We start from the raw sequence: 19,011 nt of genomic DNA, 5'->3' as shown, positions 1-19,011 counted from the left end.
TAGACGTCCTCCGGTCTGATCTTGAAGTATCGCCGCGGGCTATGCTGCGTCCGCTTTCCGGCGACACGCGACTTCAACACTTCAAGGACAGGGTCGGTTTATCGGGAACGCACCTGAGATTCCTAATCGGATGTCCCCATCCCCACACAATCCCCGTCGACTTCATGTCACAGCGATAAGAGTGACCTGCCTTCGCATAATACGTATGATTCTTTCCGGCTTCCTTGTATGTGAAGTCAACCCTCAGTCGACTGGCCATCCGATGGGAGTAGTTGTCTATCCGACAGTTGCTGCTGCTCTGCTCCATGCACTTCATCCAGATTTCAGCGCGCGTGGCCTTATCGTCGACGATGTTCGGCACAGAATCAGCCCAGTTGTTCTCGGCCCGACTGATACACGTTTCGCCTTCGCTCGCGCCGCCGTAGGTGAACCCCACGTTCGCACTGCTCTCTGATTGACCGAACGTGAGCCCACCGCTTATTTGCGATTGATTCAGATGATGCAGGAAGCAGGCCCCGGCTCTCATCTCCATGGCTTTAACCTTTTTGTCCTCGATTTCGTATGATTTCTTCAGCGCTTTTAGAAGGGCTGCGGCAAAGGGAGGCCTAGGTTTGTTGGGATCCCAGTCGGCCCAGTTCCCCGGAAACAGGAAGAACCAGTTCTCGAACCTCTCCATCTCCATATACTTGAGGGGCTGACTGCGATAGAGATCCGCTTTCTGAGGCAATACGGAGACGATCGAGGACTGGAGGAACCAGTTTTTCTTCCCTATGTTCTGCACCACTTGGCAGTAAATCTGGTATGGAGTGTGATCGCATCTGTGCGCGAAATTTCCTGGAGACTTGGGCAAAGGAAGGGACCCAGCGGATCCACCCCCACTACTACCCGCAGAAACGCCACAGACCTCCTGGGATGTCCCATCCGGATTGACGAATCCAGAGCAAGGGTCGTGCCCGTCGCTTGAGTCCTGATAGTTCGGCAGTGGAACATCGATGATGGTGAGGCCACCGCACCGGTCGAATACGAAGATAGACAAGGTCGATTCGCTGGGCTCGACCGTGCCTGACGTGGTCGCCACCGACTCAGCCCGGACCGCGCTCGGTGTGGAGCTCGCACCTGTCTCGGACCAACTCCGCTTGACCTCGGTGGTTACGCGGACACTGCCGTCGGGCATGGCCTGTACAACTGTGTTGGCCAGTTCAACCGTTGACCCGGTTCGGGTTTTGCCGGCCTGTTCCAATTCCTGGTGCTCCTGAACCAGGGCGGCGTTCAGCAAGGAGAGCTTGGCCGTAGAGGGTGCACTGGGGGTAACGCCAGCGGCATCCCAGATCGTTTCAGCCTCGCCTTCGAGGACCGCGTCTTGGGCCTGGTAATACGCCTTAATCCGTTCGAGGTACTCCTGAGCACCTGACGCCCCCTCAACAGCTACGGCCATAGCTGAATTACCAGCAGGTCCAAAGTTGCAGGACCCACCACCATTGCTGCCGCCGGGAGGCGGTGGCGGCGGCACAGCCTTGGTGGTGGCAGTGGTCGTTTCCCAGTCGCTCTTACCGAATGCCGTCCTGGCGCGGACCTTGATGGTATAGGTCTTGTTGTTGGTCAGGGAGCTGATAGCTGCATACGGATCTGTAACGTCGAGAGTCTTAACGACGGCGCCCTCGCTGTCCGTTACTTCAACGTCATAACCATTCAGCATCGCGATGCTGCCGTTGGATTCAGGCAGGCCCCAACTTGCGACAGCGCTGGCGTCGCCGCCGGATGCAGTCAGATTGAGCACCTCGCTGGGGGCCCCGGCCGGAAGATACGTGAGAGCCAGAGACGGCTGCTCGGTTGACGCGGGGGCGGCGAAGGCGATGACTTCGTCCTTGTTGGATGTGAGGAGTAGCCAGTAGAAGGCGCTGTCGCCGATGTCGGCCTGAGGACCGCTCAGCGGCAGCGTATATGGTGTTGTGCCTGTATCCACATCGCCAGCCAGGTCCGCCCCCTTCGATTCACTCGTCACAGGGCTCTTTAGCTGGGAAACGGTGATCATCGCGTCGCTTGGGCAGGCGCTTGTCGCACAGATCGGAGTGCCCAGTTTAAGGATGCCCTCAGAGATGGTCGCGCCGTCCGGCATTTCATCGAGATTGACTCCGATGACCGCGGCGGTCTTGTCGATTCCGGTGCCGCCGATTCGGATCACCGTGTCATCAAGGAGCATGCAAGGTGCCCCGTCACACGCGGTGGGGTCGACCTTGGCGGTCTTGATGACGAAGTTGTCCTTGAGCAGGGTCAGATGCCGGACGTCTTCGGCGGGTGGGTCGGTCGGGGTGCCGGGAGTGGTGAGGCTGACCGGGGTGGTCTTGGCGGTGCAGACCTCTTCGCCGTTCTGGGTTGTGGCCTGAGTATCGGCAGGCGCCGCTGATGCTGTGGCGGCCTGGGCGGCGCCGTTGTAGAGGGTGGTGATCTCCGCTCCGGTCAATGACTTCTGGTAGAGGTGGACGTCGTCGATGATGCCCTTGAAGTAACTGTTCTGAGAACCGTTGGCCTTGGTGCGGCCGATGTGGACGTTGCCGGTCGCATCCCAGGTGCTGGTGTAGGCGGTCTCGGCGTTCAGCACGCCGTCCACGTACAGGCGGATCTTGTTCGCGGTCGCGTCGTAGACACCGACCAGGTGGGTCCACTGGCCGGCCACCGCGTTCTGGGTGGACAGGGCGCGCACGGGGGTGGCACCGGTGGTGTCGGACTGGTACGTGACCATCCGCCACTTCTTGTCACCGGAGGAGTAGGCGAGCTTGAAAGCGCTGTTGACCGCGCCGTCCTGGCTGACTATCGCGTCTTCCCTGGTCGTGGCGTCCAGGCGGGCCCACGCGCTGACCGTGTAGCCGGCATTGGTGTGGATCGCTGGCCCGTTGGTGGCCCCGTAACCGGAGGTCCCACCCAGTACCAGTCCGCCCTGGCTCTTACCTGTCCCCCACGAGGTTGCGTTCAGCGTGACCGTGCGACCGTTACCGGAGGAATCGGCCGCGACGGTGCCACTGCCCTCGTCGAAGGCCCAGCGTGCCTTCTGCTGAGGATCCGAGGTGGGGGTCGGAGTGGGCGTTGGAGTCGGAGTGGGTTCGGGTGCGCTGCTTTCCTGACCCACGCACGCCTGCATCTGCCAGGTGTAGGTCCGCCCCGCCTGGACGGTGTTCTCCGGGAGTTGGAACGAGGCTCGCTCCCCACCGTTGACGGTACGCCGGCCAAGTGGGCTGGACCCTACGGGGAAACCGCCGTTGTCGTAGAGGAAGTACTTGGCGGTGACCGGGCCGCCCGAGGGACGGTTCACCATGCCCGACAGGATCGGCCTGGTCGGATCCGCCATGCCGGTCTCGGTGTCGGTGGGCAGCATCGGGGCGTCGCTGGTGATGCGGTAGGCCGGGCTCTCGTTGCAGGAGGGCTGGGTGACGCCGCTGCGGCAGGCCCGCACGACGAACTTGAAGCTGGCCGGGTTGTCGAGGGTGAAGGTCTGCTCGATCACCTGTCCGGAGGGCTTGGCGTTGTAGCTGGTGGCGGCGACCTCGCCGTACAGCTTCTTGATGTCCTGCAGGGACAGGGCGCGCTGGTAGAGGCGCATGTCGTCGACGGCGCCCTGCAGGAGGTTGAGGCCCGACTTGTGGCCGCCGACGCGGAACGGGCCGCTGGTCACGGTCTCGGACGGCTGGTAGTCGGCTTCGCCGGAGAGCACTCCGTCGACATAGAGGCGGATCTTGGAGGCGCCGGCGTCGTACACGGCGGTCAGGTGCGTCCAGGTGTCGGCCGTGGCCAGCTTCGCCGAGTCGACCCAGACGCCGTAACCGGTCGTGCCGCCGGTGCCGGACACCTGTAGCCGCCACTTCTGGTAGCTGCCGCCGAGGTAGTAGATGCTCAGGCCGAACGGGTCGCCGTCCTGGCCGGCGACGTGCTGGACGGCTTCGCTGTCCTTGAGGCGGACCCAGGTACTGATGCTGAAGCTGGAGTTCTGGTTCAGCACCGACCTGCTGGTGGCGGCGTAGGAATCCGGTATGCAGCAGCCGTTGCTGCCGGTCATGTCGTTCAGCTGTAGCGCGCCGCCGAGTTTGCCGGTGGTGGCCGTTCTTCTGCTGCCGGTGTAGGTGGCGGTGTGGTTGTTGCCGCTGGCATCGGCCGCGGCGGTGGCCCCTGCGGCTTCGTCGAACTTCCAGTGCGCCACATGCCCGGTGGGAAAGGCGGGCGGGGGCAGCATCGTGGAGTCGTTGACCGCGACGGTGTAGTCCAGGTTGGTGCCCTCGGGCACGCTGGACTTGAAGCCGACCTTCACGCTGGTGCTGCGGGCGATCGCGTCGTTCCCGTTCATGGAGTCGATCGACTCGGCGGTGACCGTGGGGATCTCCGGCGGCAGGAAGTAGGACACGGTCAGCTTCGGCCGGGTGCCTCCGACCTTCTCCGACGAGTGGAAGTAGACCCACCATCCCGAGTACAGGGCGGGGTCCGTCGTGCCCTTGCCCGACAGCCGGATGCCCTCGTTGGGCTGGCCCGCGGCCCACGCCTGGGCCATCGCGGTGACGCTCCAGGTGAAGGTCCTCGGGATCCAGTTGCCGTTGTCGTCGACCGACGCCGTGTCCGGGCAGAGCTGGACGGACGAACCGAAGCTGGTCACGGACGGCTGGTTACTCCAGCCCACGTACGGCGGCCAGGCCGAGGTCACCCGCTTGGCCTCGATTCCCGCGGGCCCGTACCAGCGGCAGCCCACGAGCTGGTCCGCGTACATGTCCAGCCTGGCGCTGCCGACGGACCTGCCCACCAGCGGTCCGGTGTCGAACTTGAGGAGCGAGTGACTGTAGGTGAGCGTCCCTACGGAGTTGGTGCGTTCGATGCTCGTCACCAGCCTCTCCGAAGCGGGCGAGGTGTCGGCGCCGGCGGCGTTGCTCACCACCAGGTCGCTCTGCAGGGTGAGCGTGGTGGTGGGATCCACCGTGACCGGATACCTGGTCGCCGGATCGGCGAGGAATTTCGGATCCGGAGTGAGAACCAATACCTGGCCGTCCTTCTCCTTCACCACCCGCGTGTCGATTTTTCCGGTGCGCGGCGGAACCACACCGGCGTTTTTGGTTTCGGCGGGACTGGGACCGGCATCAATTATCACCGGCTCGGCTGCCGACGCGACTCGTTTTCCCTTGGCATCGGTGAGTTCGAGTCCGCCTCGCTTGCCTTCGGCGAAGTCGAGTCCGTCTGTCTCGACCGGGATGCGGAACTCCACCGGCTCTTTGGGGGGCTCCCGTAACACCACGTCATGCCGGAATCCTGTGGGCAGGGCCGTGACGACGAGATCGGCTCCCTGACCTGCCGCGTTGGCAAAGGCCGCGACGTTTCCCTCGACGGTCGGCTTGGGCAGTTCGGTCGGCCAGCTGAATGAGACTTTCTGCCCGTCACCGCGTTCCATGGACGCGAAAGGACGATCCGCGCCGCCCGCGGAGAACTCGACTTTGGCCTTGGCGAGTCTGGGTCTCAGGACCCCGTCCTGCTCCACCAGGGTGGTGTCGATCCAGGCCCACGATCCGTCGGCCTGCTTGAGCTGGGCCGGACCGGCGTACGACTGTGTCGTCAGGTGCCCGTCGGGATAGGCCCAGGTGCGTGACCCCTCGGTGTAGGCGGCTTGGACCTCCACCGGCTTGTTCTGCTTTTTGGCCTCCTCAAGCGCGGCCCTCAGCACCGCGTCGGGATCCTCCGGGCGGGGGAACTCCGTCGTCTTGGGTACGGCGGGAACGGCCGGGTTATCGGGTCCGGGGTCTGCCTGTGCGGGGATGGAACCACCGGCCACCAGAAGTGATGCGGCCAGGGCCGAAACGGTTACGACCGTAAATACGGTCCGCTTCGGTGGTTCACGCCGTGGCGGCGCGAAAGGGCGATTCGGTAAGGGGAACCCCACCGACTACCTCCAATGATTGCGGGAGACCGGCCAGGGGTTCGGAAACGGGAAAACCTGACCAGTGATGATCGCCACAAGCATCACGGTTGGTGCTGTTGATCTTGTCATATAAGATGTCGCGATCTTGCTAATCGATTCACGACTGCCTGTTTCCCGCAGGGAATGTGCAGTTGAGCAGAGGTACGACGGTAAACATCAGCGGAATGGTCGGCGAACACCGTCCTGCGGCGACCGTGATCAGTCGGGGGTTGGCATGGAAATTCGCGTTCTCGGCCCGGTCGACGTCTGGCGCGACGGGCGTTCGATCGCGATCGTCGGGCCGAAGCAACGGACCTTGATGGCCGTTCTGGTCCTGCAGGCGAACAGGACGGTCTCTCACGATCGACTTTTGACGGCTCTGTGGGGAACGAAAGTCCCGGCCTCCGGCCGACGGTTGTTGCACAATCATCTGTGGTCGCTGCGGCGCCTGCTCACCGGCGGCAACGCCATAATGAGCACGCCCACCGGTTACTCCCTGCGACTGCGGCAGGGCGCCTCCGATCTCGACGTCTTCGTCACCGAGACGGCGCTGGCCCGCTCCGTGCTGTCCACGGGTGATGCCACCCGCGCCTCGGAGGGATTTCGCCGGGCGCTGTCGCTCTGGCGTGGCCCCGCCCTCGGCGGTACTCACTCCGAACTGCAGGCAACGGAGGGTGCGGCACTGGAAGAGCAGCGCCTCGCCGCGCTCATCGGTCGCGTCGAAGCCGATCTCAGCCTGGGACGTCACTCCGAGTTGATCGGTGAGCTGCGTCTGCTGGTAACCGAGCATCCACTGAACGAGAAGCTGCGCGGCCAGTTGATGCTCGCGCTCCACCGCACCGGTCGTACGGCAGAGGCTCTTGAGGAGTTCCGGATCTGCCGCAGGCACTTCCGCGACGAACTCGGCCTGGAACCCGGCGAGGAGGTCGCCCGGATCCACCAGACGATCCTGTCCGGAGACTCCGCTTCCGGCACCGCCACGGTGGGACAGGCCCCTCCCGCACCACATGTGCCCCGGCAGCTACCCGCCGACGTCTCGCGCTTCACCGGCCGGGTGGAGAAGCTGCGTCAGCTGGACATGCTCCTGTCCGGGGAGGAAGGCAGCACAACCGTGGTGATCTCCGCCATCGCGGGCACCCCCGGAGTCGGCAAGACCGCCCTGGCGACACATTGGGGGCACAGGGTCTCCGCCCGGTTTCCGGACGGGCAGCTCTACATCAACCTGCACGGCTACTCACGAGGGCGGGCCATCACGGGAGGGCAGGCGCTGGGACGGCTTCTCCGTGGACTCGGCGTGGTCGAGGACAAGATCCCGCACGACCTCGACGAACGCGCGGCACTCTACAGGTCACTGCTGGCCGGCAGGCGGATGCTCATCGTGCTGGACAACGCCGCCGCACCGGACCAGGTTCGCCCCCTGCTGCCCGGCTCCTCGCCCTCCCGAGTCGTGATCACCAGTCGCGACGCCCTGCGAGGCCTGTCCGTCACCCACGACGTGCACGGCATCTCACTCGATGTGCTGCCGGCCGGTGAGGCGATCGCGCTGCTCAACAACTTCCTGGGCGGAAGCGAGGCGGCTCGCGAGGCGGATGTCATCGCCGAACTGGCCCGGCTCTGCGGGTATCTGCCGCTTGCCCTGCGACTGGCGGCGGCACAGCTCGCGGGTGGGTCACCTGCCCGGATCAGGGAGTTCGTCGGCAAGCTCCGGCAGGAGAACCGGCTGACCGTCCTGGATCTCGACGAGGATCCAGGGATTGGTGTTCGCACCGCACTCGAAGTGTCCTACCGGAGCCTCCCCGCGCAGGCTCGGCGAGTGTTCCGGATACTCAGCCTGCATCCGGGACCGTCCATCGGGCTGGACGCCGTGGCCGCCCTCAGCGGCCTGCCCCCCGAGAACGCCGCCGCGACGGTCGAGACGCTGGTCACCACGCATCTCCTGCAGGAGGACAGTGAGCGGAGGCTGTCGATGCACGATCTTGTGCGTGTCTACGCGGAGGAGCGGTGCGCCGACGACGAGGCCGCGGACGACCGTGACGACGCCCTGACGAGAACACTCGACTGGTACCGGCACTCGGTTCTGAAGGCCATGGACCATCTGTCGCCCGTCGACACCACCTCTCTGGCGATCGCTCCGGTGGACGGGACGCCGGACTTCCCGGGTTTCGACGAGGCGATGGCCTGGCTGGAACGGGAGCACCACACTCTCGTGGCCGTGATCGTCCATGCGGCGCGGCGAGATCGACACATCCACGCCTGGCAGACCTTCAGCAGGTTGTCATGGTTCTTCTACGCGAGAAACCATCTTGACGACCTGCTCATGACGGGCGAGATCGCGTTGTCCTCCGCCCGCCTGATCGGTGACCGCTCCGGCGAGGCCGAGATCCTGAGCGACCTTGGCTACGCCAAGATGTTCACCGGGCGATACGCCGAGAACCTCAGCCACCAGGAGGAGGCCTTGGAGATCCGGCGTACGTCCGGCGACCGGGTGGGAGAGGCGAAGGCGCTCCGGCACGTGAGCTACGCCCTGTACCTGGCCGGACACCCCGCCAGAGCCATAGAACTCGGCGAGCAGGGCCTGACCCTCAACCGCAGCCTCGGGAATCGGATCGATGAGTTCGCCACCATGGACACCTTGGCGATCAGCTACTTCACGATGGGCCGGTTCGGTGAGGCGCTCAAGATCCTGTCGGAGTGCGTGAGCCACTGGCGGGAAACCGGCAGGGAGTACGACGAGGCCTACTGCCTCATCCAACTGGGCCTCGTCCACGCGAAACTGAAGGAGCCGGCGCCCGCCCTGGACTGTCTGCAGCAGGCGTTGCTCCTGGGTCGTGACCAGGGCAACCAGCGCATCGAAGTCGACGCGCTCAACGGCATCGCCACGGTCCTGCGGCAGCAGGAACGTTACCGCGAAGCCCTCGACCATCATGAGCAGGCGCTCGACCTCGCGAGGAGCCTGCGGAGCAGGCCGGTGGAGGGCGAGATGCTCTGTAGCCTCGCGGAAACCTGTCTCACGGGCGGGGACGCCCAGACCGCCCTGGAGCACTACCGGGACGCCGCCCGCTACGCCGACGAGGAGAACGACGTCTACCAGCAAGGGTTCGCCCACGAAGGACTGGGCAACACGTTGCGGGCCCTGGGGCGGACAGCCGAGGCCGCGGAACACTGGGAGGCCGCGTTCGGCATATTCGCCCCCATGGGTGTTCCCCAGGCCGACGAGATCAAGAAGCGAATGCTTGAGGCCGGTCTGAGCTGACCGCACCCGTGTCACATGACGATGCCCTGGTTTCGGGGCGGGCCAGCGGGCCTGCCCCGAAGGCGTCTCTCAGGGGGTGAGCAGCAGTGCCGCCACGGTGACGGGCAAGCACACCACGACGAGTTCGGATGCCGGACCGGTCGGCTTACCGTGCTAACCCGCTGGGCGCAGGACCCGCTCCCAAATGGCGGCCCCGCCGACTGCTTCCCGGCTCCTGCCGTCGCCCACGAAACGACCGTCAAATCACAACCCATGTCTCGGACGGCGTTGGAGTGCCCCGAAGCGCGCGTCCCGAGCCGTCTTCTTCCCAGTGGTTCACAAAAGCCCACCCGGCATCGTGGGGCGAGCGTGCGACAACGGGGGCGCTGTCCGACCGAACCTCGTTCAGGCCGCGGCGCGGGCGGTGAGGTCCTTCCAGAGGCCGTCCATCCTGGCCTCCAGTTCCTCCAGGGTGCCCTCGTTCGGCACCACGATGTCGGCGATCTCCAGGCGCTCCTCGCGGGTCGCCTGGGCGGCGAGCCTGGCCCTGGCGTCCTGCTCGCTCATGCCGCGCAGCTCGACCAGCCGGGCCACGCGCACCTCGTCGGCGGCGTCCACGACGATCACCACCTCGTACATGGGGGCGAGCCTGTTCTCCGCCAGCAGCGGGACGTCGTAGATCACGATGCTGCCGGGGGCCGCCTGGTCCTGCAGCTCGGCGACCCTCGCGCCGACCAGCGGGTGCACGATGGCGTTGAGCGAGGCCAGCTTCTCGGAGTCGGCGAAGACGATCGAGCCGAGCTTCTCCCGGTTCAGCGAGCCGTCCTCGCGCAGGATCTCGGTGCCGAAGACCCCGACCACGCGGGCCAGGCCCGGGGTTCCCGGCTCGACCACCTCGCGGGCGATCTTGTCGGCATCGATGACCACGGCGCCTCGGCAGGCCAGCCGCCGGGAGACCTCGCTCTTGCCCGACCCGATACCGCCGGTAAGCCCCACCTTCAACATGATCCGCAGCATACGCGGTACGGGCCGCCCGCCGGCAGCGCGGTCCTCGCATCACGGCGGGCCGGGCCGAGGCCGCCCCGGAAGGCCACCTCGCCGCTTCCCTCTGCCCTCCGCCGCCGCACAAGGCGGTCGGCGTCTCCCCCGTCTCGCACACCCCTGCCAGCCCGTCGGCAGACGGACCGGAGCCGCCCTTCGCGGCGCCGGAGATGGCGCCTGCCACCCCTTTCGTACAGGTACGGCCCTATTGTCGTCTGCCACACCGGAGGGCGTCTGAGCGCCCCTACAGCTCCCTGCGCATGTGCACCAGCGTCAGGTGGTCGCTCATCCGCTCCCTGCGGGTCTCGCGGTAGCCGTGGCGGCGGTAGAGCCGCAGGTTGCCCTCCGACAGGTGCCCGGTGAACAGGTCGAAGGCCAGCGCCGCGGCGGCCTCGTCGTGCAGTGCCGCCAGCAGCGCGCCGCCGATGCCCGCGCCCTGCCTGTCGGGGGCGACCACCAGGCGGCCGACCAGGCAGGTCGTGCCGGACATCCGGCCCCGGACCGCGCCCACGATCCGCGCCCGGTCACGGGCGACGAGCACGATGGCCGTCTCGACCGCCCTGCGGACCTGACCGGCCGACTCCACCAGCGGCGCGATGAACGGGTCGCCGTAGAGCTGGGCCTCGCCCACGTAGGCGGCGCGCTGCACGGTCAGGATCTCGCCCGCGTCCTCGGGCTCCGCCCACTCGATCACGGCCACGGCGCCACCCTAGCGGGCGGGCAGGGGGCAGGAAACGCGGGAAGGGCCCCGCCGGAGCGGGGCCCTTCCGTTGGAACTTCTACCGCACAGGTCAGCTCTGGCCGCCCGCGAGCTTCTCGCGCAGGGCCGCGAGAGCCTCGTCGGAGGCGAGGGCACCCGCCGCCGGGGCGGAGGAGCCGCTGCTGGAGCTGCTGGCACCGGTGGACGGGGTCTCACCGGAGTAGGACGTGGGGGCAGCCTCGCCCGCCTCGGCCTCGGCCTTGCGGGCCTCCTCGACCTGCTTCTTGTGAGCCTCGAAGCGGGTCTGAGCCTCGGCGTACTGCCGCTCCCACTCCTCGCGCTGCTTGTCGAAGCCCTCGAGCCACTCGCCGGTCTCGGAGTCGAAACCCTCGGGGTAGATGTAGTTGCCCGAGTCGTCGTAGGTCGCCGCCATGCCGTACAGCGTGGGGTCGAACTCGACGTCGGCGCCGATCGCACCCTCGTTCGCCTGCTTGAGCGAGAGCGAGATCCGGCGGCGCTCCAAGTCGATGTCGATGATCTTCACGAAGATCTCGTCACCGACCTGGACGACCTGCTCGGGGATCTCGACGTGGCGCTCGGCCAGCTCGGAGATGTGGACCAGGCCCTCGATGCCCTCCTCGACGCGGACGAACGCACCGAACGGCACCAGCTTGGTGACGCGACCCGGGACGACCTGACCGATCTGGTGGGTACGGGCGAACTGCTGCCAGGGGTCTTCCTGCGTCGCCTTGAGCGACAGGGAGACGCGCTCGCGCTCCATGTCGACGTCGAGCACCTCGACGGTGACCTCCTGGCCGACCTCGACGACCTCGGAGGGGTGGTCGATGTGCTTCCAGGAGAGCTCGGAGACGTGGACCAGACCGTCGACGCCGCCGAGGTCGACGAACGCACCGAAGTTGACGATCGAGGAGACGACGCCCTTGCGGACCTGACCCTTCTGCAGGGTGTTGAGGAACGTCTGGCGAACCTCGGACTGGGTCTGCTCAAGCCAGGCACGGCGGGACAGAACCACGTTGTTGCGGTTCTTGTCGAGCTCGATGATCTTCGCTTCGAGCTCGCGGCCCACGTAGGGCTGGAGGTCGCGGACGCGCCGCATCTCGACCAGGGACGCCGGCAGGAAGCCACGCAGGCCGATGTCGAGGATGAGACCACCCTTGACGACCTCGATGACGGTGCCGGTGACGATGCCGTCCTCGTCCTTGATCTTCTCGATCGTGCCCCAGGCCCGCTCGTACTGAGCGCGCTTCTTGGACAGGATCAGGCGGCCTTCCTTGTCCTCCTTCTGGAGAACAAGGGCCTCGACGTGCTCGCCAACCTCGACGACATCCGCCGGATCGACATCGTGCTTGATCGAGAGCTCACGCGAGGGGATGACGCCCTCGGTCTTGTAGCCGATGTCGAGCAAAACTTCGTCTCGGTCGACCTTGACGACGGTGCCCTCGACGATGTCGCCGTCGTTGAAGTACTTGATGGTCAGGTCGATCGCTGCGAGGAACTCTTCCTCGGAGCCGATGTCGTTGACCGCTACCTGCGGGGTGCTCGAGGTGGCCTCAGTGCTGCTCGTCATGTGTGGAGTTGCTCCGAACGCGGACAGATGTCGATGTGGCGAACGCGCGGCAGGCTTCTTACCGTCAGCCGAAGAATTCACATCGGCGTGATCGAGCGCGAGCCCACTCCGTCCGAGACACGCGCGAGCCCACAACGCAGCGATCAGCATATGAGACGAGACGGGTATGGTCAATCCGACGACACTACGCTCCCCCGTGCCGAAAGGATAACGATCTCGCCTAATAGGCGTTGATCATCTGTCTCCGGTCAGCCCTGATACTACCCCGAAGCCCCCGTGGGATGGAGATGCGCTCGGGGTCGCCGTCCGCCGTGTAGCGCTGGCGAGGGTGCTTGTCCAGCCACTCCAGCCAGTATTGGGAACACCATTTCCGGCACTCGCCTTTTTTACCATTGCTCTGGATCCGCTGGACCGATCGCCGGTCGTAGTTCTTGGTGAACGGCGAGACCGACGGCTCGGCACCGGCCAGGAAGACGGCCTTGAACCGGTAGGAGACTCCCTGCCACCTTCCCGACTGCACCGTGGACCTCTTACGGGGCATCGCGCCGAACGGCAGCGCCATCGTCTCGGAGGGGGGAACGCCGAGCTGCTTCAGCAGCCGCTCGACCCTGGCGAGCTGCTCGGCGATCTTCTTCTTGGGCAGGCCCGGCAGGTAGGGGTGGCCCCAGGTGTGGTTGGCCACCTCGAAACCCCGCGAGGTCAGCCACTGCACGGCCCGCGCCTGATCCTTGGCGTTCTGCAGGCCGAAGGGCTGCTGGTTGACCCAGAAAGTGGCGACGGGCCGGAAATCTGGGTGTTTCTTTGCCACCTGATAGATGATTCCGACCGCGGTGTTCCTGGCCGGGGTGCCGTCCGCCTCCAGCGCGAAGTGGCTGGGGTGACCGTCGTCGAAGGTCAGCACCACCGGGTACTTGCCCGCGGGGATGTCCATCCTCCCGGCGGCGAACTCCCGCGCGGTGACCGGCACGTAACCGTCCCTGGCGAGCATCTCCAGCTCCTTGCGCAGCTGGGCGGGCGTGCGGTCGATCGACGCCAGCCGCTTGCCGATGATCCGGTGGTACATCAGGATCGGGACCATGCCGGCCTCGTTGGCCTTCACCTGCCGCGCGAACTCCGCCGTGGCGGTGACCGGCGGCGGCAGCTCGGCCGAGGGAAGGTCAGGCGTCGGCGAGGGCGTCACGGGCGGCTGGGACGGACCGGGCGCCGCCTTTCCCGCCCCGGAGGCGCCCGGGGCGCCGGATGGGGCAGGTGGGGCGGGAAGCACGAGGAGCACCACCACCGCCACCGCGACGATCACCACATTGGTGAGCATGATGATCTGCGTCAGGGGGATTGAACTCCGCACAACACTCCCAGGCCCATCGAGCTTATTCGGACTGGATCACCAGCCTAGAACAGACTCGGACAGGCCCGACCAATCGGCGGAGTTCAGCCCTCCATGAGGGGCGGTCACCCGCCCGCTCGGAGGTGGTCGTCAGTGCCCGGCACCCGGCGGGACCCGCGGGGAGCAGGCGGCGTTCATCCGGTCGGCGACCGGCTCGCGCGAGGTCCCCGGCCCCCTGGGGGCGGCCGTCAGTGTCCGGCGTCCTCCCAGGTGCGGCCGACACCCACCGAGACGGCCAGCGGGACACGCAGGGCGTAGGCGGCGTTCATCCGGTCCGTGACCAGCTCGCGCAACGTCTCCAGCTCACCGGGGGCCACCTCGAAGACGAGCTCGTCGTGGACCTGCAGCAGCATCCGGGAGCCGAGCGCCGCCTCCTTGAGCGCGCCCTGCACGTTGAGCATGGCGACCTTGATGATGTCGGCCGCCGAACCCTGGATGGGCGCGTTGAGCGCCATCCGCTCGGCCATCTCACGGCGCTGGCGGTTGTCGCTGTTGAGGTCGGGCAGGTAGCGGCGCCGCCCCATGATCGTCTCGGTGTAGCCGTCGTTCCTGGCCTGCGCGACGATCGCGTTGAGGAAGTCGCGGACGCCGCCGAACTCCTCGAAATACCCCTCCTTGAGCGCTCTGGCCTCGGAGACGGGGATGTTGAGCTGCTCCGACAACCCGAAGTCGGACAGCCCGTAGGCCAGGCCGTAGTTCATCGCCTTGATCTTGGCCCGCATCTCCCCGGTGACCTGCTCGGGCTCGATGTCGAAGACCCGGGCCGCGGTGGCCTGGTGGAAGTCGTGCCCGGACTCGAAGGACGCGATCAGCGCCTCGTCGCCGGACAGGTGGGCCATGATGCGCAGCTCGATCTGGCTGTAGTCGGCGGTCAGCAGGGTCTCGAAGCCCTTGCCGACCACGAAGCCCTGCCGGATGCGGCGGCCCTCGGCGGTGCGGATCGGGATGTTCTGCAGGTTGGGCTTCTCCGAGCTGAGCCGCCCGGTGGCCGCCACGATCTGGTTGAACGTGGTGTGGATGCGGCCGTCGTCGGCGATCTCCTTGATCAGGCCCTCGACCGTGACCTTCAGCTTGGCCTGGTCGCGGTGGCGCAGCATGATCGTCGGCAGCTCGTGCTCGGTTTGGGCGGCCAGCCAGGCCAGCGCGGGGGCGTCGGTGGTGTAGCCCGTCTTGGTCTTCTTGGTCTTGGGCAGGTTGAGCTTGACGAACAGGATCTCCTGAAGCTGCTTGGGCGAGCCCAGGTTGAACTGCTCACCGCCCACGGAGGCGTGCGCCGCCTCGACCGCCTGCTTGACCGCGGCGCCGAACTCGGCCTCCAGGCCGCTGAGATACTCCCGGTCGGCGGCGATGCCGGCCCGCTCCAGCTCGGCCAGCACGGTGACGAGCGGCAGCTCCACGTCGCGCATCAGGCGGATGCCGCCCAGCGGCTCCAGGAACGCCTCCAGCGCGTCGGCGAGCTCGCCGACCGCCAGTGCCCGCAGGGCCAGGTCGCGGGCGCCGTCGTCGTCCTGGTCGTCGAAGAGGCTGGTCTGGCCGCCGTTGTCGGCCTCGCTGCGCAGCTCGCGCCGCAGATAGACCCGCACGAGGTCCTCCAGCGGGAACGAGCGCTGCCCGGGCGTCGCCAGGTAGGCGGCGAGCGCGGTGTCGCAGGTGAGGCCGCGCAGCTCCATGCCCTGCGCCCACAGCGCGAGCATCGGGCCCTTGGCGTCGTGCACCGCCTTGGGCTTCGAGGCGTCGGCCAGCCACGCGCGCAGGGCCGCCTCGTCGGCCTCGGTCAGCGTGGTCGGGTCGATGAACGCGGCCCCGGCTCCGGCCGCCGCGACGGCGATGCTGTCGACGCGGCCGGTGCCGCTGCCGTACGCGCCCTTGAAGGCCAGGCCGGCGCGGCCCTCGGGCAGCGCGCGCAGCCACGGGTCCACCTCGTCGGGGCCGAGGGTGACGACCTCGACCTCGAAGCCCTCCTCGGTCTCCGCCTCGGGCGAGCCGATCGTCTTGAACAGCCGGTCACGGATCTCGCCGCGGAACTCCAGCGTGTCGAGGATCTTGTTGATCTCGTCGCGGTCGGCCGCGCCGACCGTCAGCCGGGAGATCTCCTGCTCCAGCGGGACGTCGCGGATCAGCTGGGTCAGGCGCCGGTTCATCAGCACCTGGTCGAGGTGGTCGCGGAGCTTGTCACCGACCTTGCCCTTGACCTCGTCCACCCGGTTGACCAGCTCCTCCAGCGAGCCGAACTCGCGGATCCACTTGGCCGCGGTCTTCTCCCCCACGCCGGGGATGTTCTTCAGGTTGTCGCTGGAGTCGCCGCGGATGGCCGCGAAGTCGGGATACTGCGCCGGGGTGAGCTCGTACTTCTCCAGGACGGCCTCGGGGGTGAAGCGGGTCATGTTGCTGATGCCGACACGGGTCATCAGCACGGTGACCCGCTCGTCGACGAGCTGCAGCGCGTCGCGGTCGCCGGTGACGATCAGCACGTTCATGCCCTGCTCGGCGGCGCGGGTGGCGAGGGTGGCGATCAGGTCGTCGGCCTCGTATCCGGCCAGCGACAGGTGCGGCACGCGCACCGCGTCGAGCACCTCGTGGATCAGGCTCATCTGGCTGCGGAAGCTGTCCGGACTCGCACTCCGGTTCGCCTTGTAGTCGGCGTACTCCTCGTGGCGGAACGTCGGCTCGGAACGGTCGAAGCAGACCGCCACGTGGGTCGGCCGCTCGTCGCGGAGCACGTTGACCAGCATCGAGGTGAACCCGTAGACCGCGTTGGTCGTCTGGCCCGTGGTGGTGGAGAAGTTCTCCTCCGGCAGGGCGTAGAAGGCCCGATAGGCGAGTGAATGCCCATCCAGCAGCAGGAGACACGGACGAGTGGGGGTCGCTTCGTTCTTCGGCACAGCGAAAGCCTAGTCTCCTGGTACGACAGAACGCCTGACTCACCTGACAGGAGACGTCCCCTTGACCATGACAGACCCCGACGAGGCCGCTCGCATCGAGGAACTGCTGGCCGCCTCACACCAGAACACGCTGGTGGAGCGGATGGGCATCCTGATCACCGAGGCCACTCCCGAGCGGGTGACGGGCACGATGCCCGTCGAGGGCAACACCCAGCCGTACGGCCTGCTGCACGGCGGTGCCTCGTGCGTGCTGGCGGAGACGCTGGGCTCGGTCGGCGCGGCACTGCACGCGGGCTCCGGGCGGATCGCGATGGGCATCGAGATCAACGCCACCCACCACCGCTCGGCCACCTCGGGTCTGGTCACCGGCGTGGCCACCCGGCTGCACGGCGGCCGGACGCTCGCCACCTACGACATCGAGATCGTCGACGAGCGGGACCGCCGGGTGTGCAGCGCGCGCCTCACCTGCATGCTGCGCGACGTCTGAACACACCCGGACCGCCTTTTTGCCGTCATCGAGCGACGCTTCCGCTACGGTGGGTGATGGCGATGCCCGCGGGGAGGCCGAGTAGAAAACGTACGGGGTCGGGGAAGCTCCGTACGGCGCCAAAGGCCTCCCCCGGGCTCCCTGGACTTCGACCCTCATCGCGCGAAGGCCCGCACCGGGCGGGTGCGGGCCCTTGAGAGACGGAACTCAGATGTCCGTGTGCGTCGGGTCGAGCACCCGGCGCAGGAAGGTCTTCGTGCGCTCGTGCCGCGGAGCGCCGATCACCTGCTCCGCCGGGCCGTCCTCCACGATCACGCCGCCGTCCATGAAGACCACCCGGTCGGCCACGTCGCGGGCGAACGCCATCTCGTGGGTGACCACGAGCATCGTCATCCCCTCCTCGGCGAGCTTGCGCATGACCGTGAGCACGTCACCGACGAGTTCGGGGTCGAGCGCCGAGGTGGGCTCGTCGAAGAGCATCAGCGCCGGGCTCATGGCCAGCGCCCTGGCGATGGCCACCCGCTGCTGCTGGCCACCGGAGAGCTGGGTGGGGTAGGCGTCGCACTTCTCACCGATGCCGACCTTGTCCAGGTTCTCCCTGGCGATCTTCTCGGCCTCGGCCCTGCCCCGCTTCAGCACCCGGCGCTGCGAGATCATCACGTTCTGCAGAACCGTCATGTGCGGGAAGAGGTTGAACTGCTGGAAGACCATCCCGATGCCGCGGCGGGCGGCGTCGATGTCGACGTCGCGGTCGGTCAGCTCCACTCCGTGGACGACCACCCTGCCCGACGTCGGCTGCTCCAGCAGGTTCACGCAGCGCAGCAGGGTGGACTTGCCCGACCCCGAGGGGCCGATGACACAGACCACCTGGCCGGGGTCGACGGCGAAGTCGATGCCCTTGAGAACCTCGAGCTTGCCGAAGCACTTGTGCAGGTCACGGATCTCAACCGCGTGGTTCACCGGAGTCACCGTCCCTTCGCCTGGCGCTTCTCCAGCCGGGAGGCGAGATAGCCCAGCGGGATGGTGACCAGAAGGTATGTCACGCCCACGACCAGGATGGGCGTGGCGTTGGCGTGGGTCGAGGCCATGTCGTTGCCGAACTTCGTGAGCTCGACGTAGTCACCGGAGACACCGAGGAACAGCACCAGCGAGGAGTCCTTGAGCAGGGAGACGAACTGGTTGGTCGTCGGCGGGATCACGATGCGCACGGCCTGCGGGATGACGATGGAGACCATGGCCCGGGTGTACGACATGCCCAGCGAGCGCGCCGCCTCCATCTGCCCCTTGGGCACCGCCTGAAGGCCCGCCCTGAGCGTCTCCGCCATGTAGGCCGAACCGACGATCGTCAGACCCAGGATGCCCTCGCCGTAGGTGCCGCCCGGCACCTGGAAGCCGCTCAGGGCCAGGGGCAGGAACAGGATGAGCAGAAAGATCAGCAGCGCGGGCAGGCCGCGGAAGATCTCGATGTAGGCGATCGCGATCCACCGGTAGGGCCGCACCGACGACATCCGCATCAGCGCGAACAGCAGACCGAGCAGGAAGGCGAAGACGAACCCACCGACCGAGTAGATGATGGTGTTCTTCAGCGCGATCGTGAACAGCTCTGGAAGCGTCTTCTCCGCGACGTCGAGCCTGGCGAAGTTCTTTCCGAGCTCGCCCCACTCGATGGTCAGGGCCAGGAAGACGGCCACGGCCGCCAGTACGACGTACTGGACGGCCCGGCTGATCTGCTGTCTCTTACGGGGACTGAGCCCACTCCCGGCGGGGGCGCCCC

General features: G+C 66.8%; 10 protein-coding genes. 2 read left to right on the top strand and 8 right to left on the bottom strand.

What is annotated here, in order from left to right; translation table 11 throughout:
* Window positions 1–73: 73 nt before the first annotated feature.
* Window positions 74–5,689, bottom strand: a complete 5,616-nt coding sequence (locus ABZU75_RS38560; RefSeq protein ID WP_355565765.1) for a LamG-like jellyroll fold domain-containing protein — start codon at window positions 5,687–5,689, stop codon at window positions 74–76.
* Window positions 5,690–6,338: 649 nt separating this feature from the next.
* Between ABZU75_RS38560 and ABZU75_RS38555 the strand changes: the two genes are divergently transcribed.
* A complete protein-coding gene (locus tag ABZU75_RS38555; protein WP_355565762.1) occupies window positions 6,339–9,176 on the top strand; it encodes a BTAD domain-containing putative transcriptional regulator in 2,838 nt (945 codons plus the stop codon).
* Window positions 9,177–9,560: 384 nt separating this feature from the next.
* On the opposite strand, the gene coaE is transcribed toward ABZU75_RS38555, so the two are convergent.
* From coaE to polA, 5 genes are all read right to left on the bottom strand, one after another.
* On the bottom strand, window positions 9,561–10,160 hold the full coding sequence (gene coaE / locus ABZU75_RS38550; RefSeq protein WP_355565759.1) for a dephospho-CoA kinase: 600 nt from the start codon (window positions 10,158–10,160) through the stop codon (window positions 9,561–9,563).
* A 280-nt stretch (window positions 10,161–10,440) separates the two neighbouring features.
* Complete coding sequence (locus ABZU75_RS38545; protein WP_350922730.1) at window positions 10,441–10,896, bottom strand: GNAT family N-acetyltransferase; 456 nt, start codon at window positions 10,894–10,896, stop codon at window positions 10,441–10,443.
* A gap of 91 nt (window positions 10,897–10,987) precedes the next feature.
* Window positions 10,988–12,484 carry a 30S ribosomal protein S1 gene (gene rpsA / locus ABZU75_RS38540; RefSeq protein ID WP_355565755.1) on the bottom strand — a complete coding sequence of 499 codons (1,497 nt, stop codon included), beginning with the start codon at window positions 12,482–12,484 and terminating at the stop codon, window positions 10,988–10,990.
* Window positions 12,485–12,704: 220 nt separating this feature from the next.
* Entirely contained in the window at window positions 12,705–13,829 is a 1,125-nt protein-coding gene (locus ABZU75_RS38535; RefSeq protein WP_355565752.1) for a polysaccharide deacetylase family protein, read from the bottom strand.
* 227 nt (window positions 13,830–14,056) lie between these two features.
* Window positions 14,057–16,750 carry a DNA polymerase I gene (gene polA, locus ABZU75_RS38530; RefSeq protein WP_350922737.1) on the bottom strand — a complete coding sequence of 898 codons (2,694 nt, stop codon included), beginning with the start codon at window positions 16,748–16,750 and terminating at the stop codon, window positions 14,057–14,059.
* Between the two features lie 67 nt (window positions 16,751–16,817).
* Here polA and ABZU75_RS38525 point away from each other — a divergent pair, with 67 nt between their 5' ends.
* Window positions 16,818–17,237, top strand: coding sequence for a hotdog fold thioesterase (locus ABZU75_RS38525; RefSeq protein ID WP_355565768.1), 420 nt, complete (start codon window positions 16,818–16,820; stop codon window positions 17,235–17,237).
* 207 nt (window positions 17,238–17,444) lie between these two features.
* On the opposite strand, the gene ABZU75_RS38520 is transcribed toward ABZU75_RS38525, so the two are convergent.
* Window positions 17,445–18,206 carry an amino acid ABC transporter ATP-binding protein gene (locus ABZU75_RS38520; RefSeq protein ID WP_355565747.1) on the bottom strand — a complete coding sequence of 254 codons (762 nt, stop codon included), beginning with the start codon at window positions 18,204–18,206 and terminating at the stop codon, window positions 17,445–17,447.
* The coding region (locus ABZU75_RS38515; protein ID WP_355565743.1) for an amino acid ABC transporter permease at window positions 18,203–19,011 on the bottom strand (809 nt) is incomplete at its 5' end. The genes ABZU75_RS38520 and ABZU75_RS38515, both read right to left, overlap by 4 nt.

This window comes from Streptosporangium sp. NPDC005286 (genome assembly GCF_040607515.1).
GTDB lineage: Bacteria > Actinomycetota > Actinomycetes > Streptosporangiales > Streptosporangiaceae > Streptosporangium.
The sequence above is the reverse complement of the archived record's forward strand: the minus strand, read 5'-3'. Positions and strand labels throughout refer to the sequence as shown.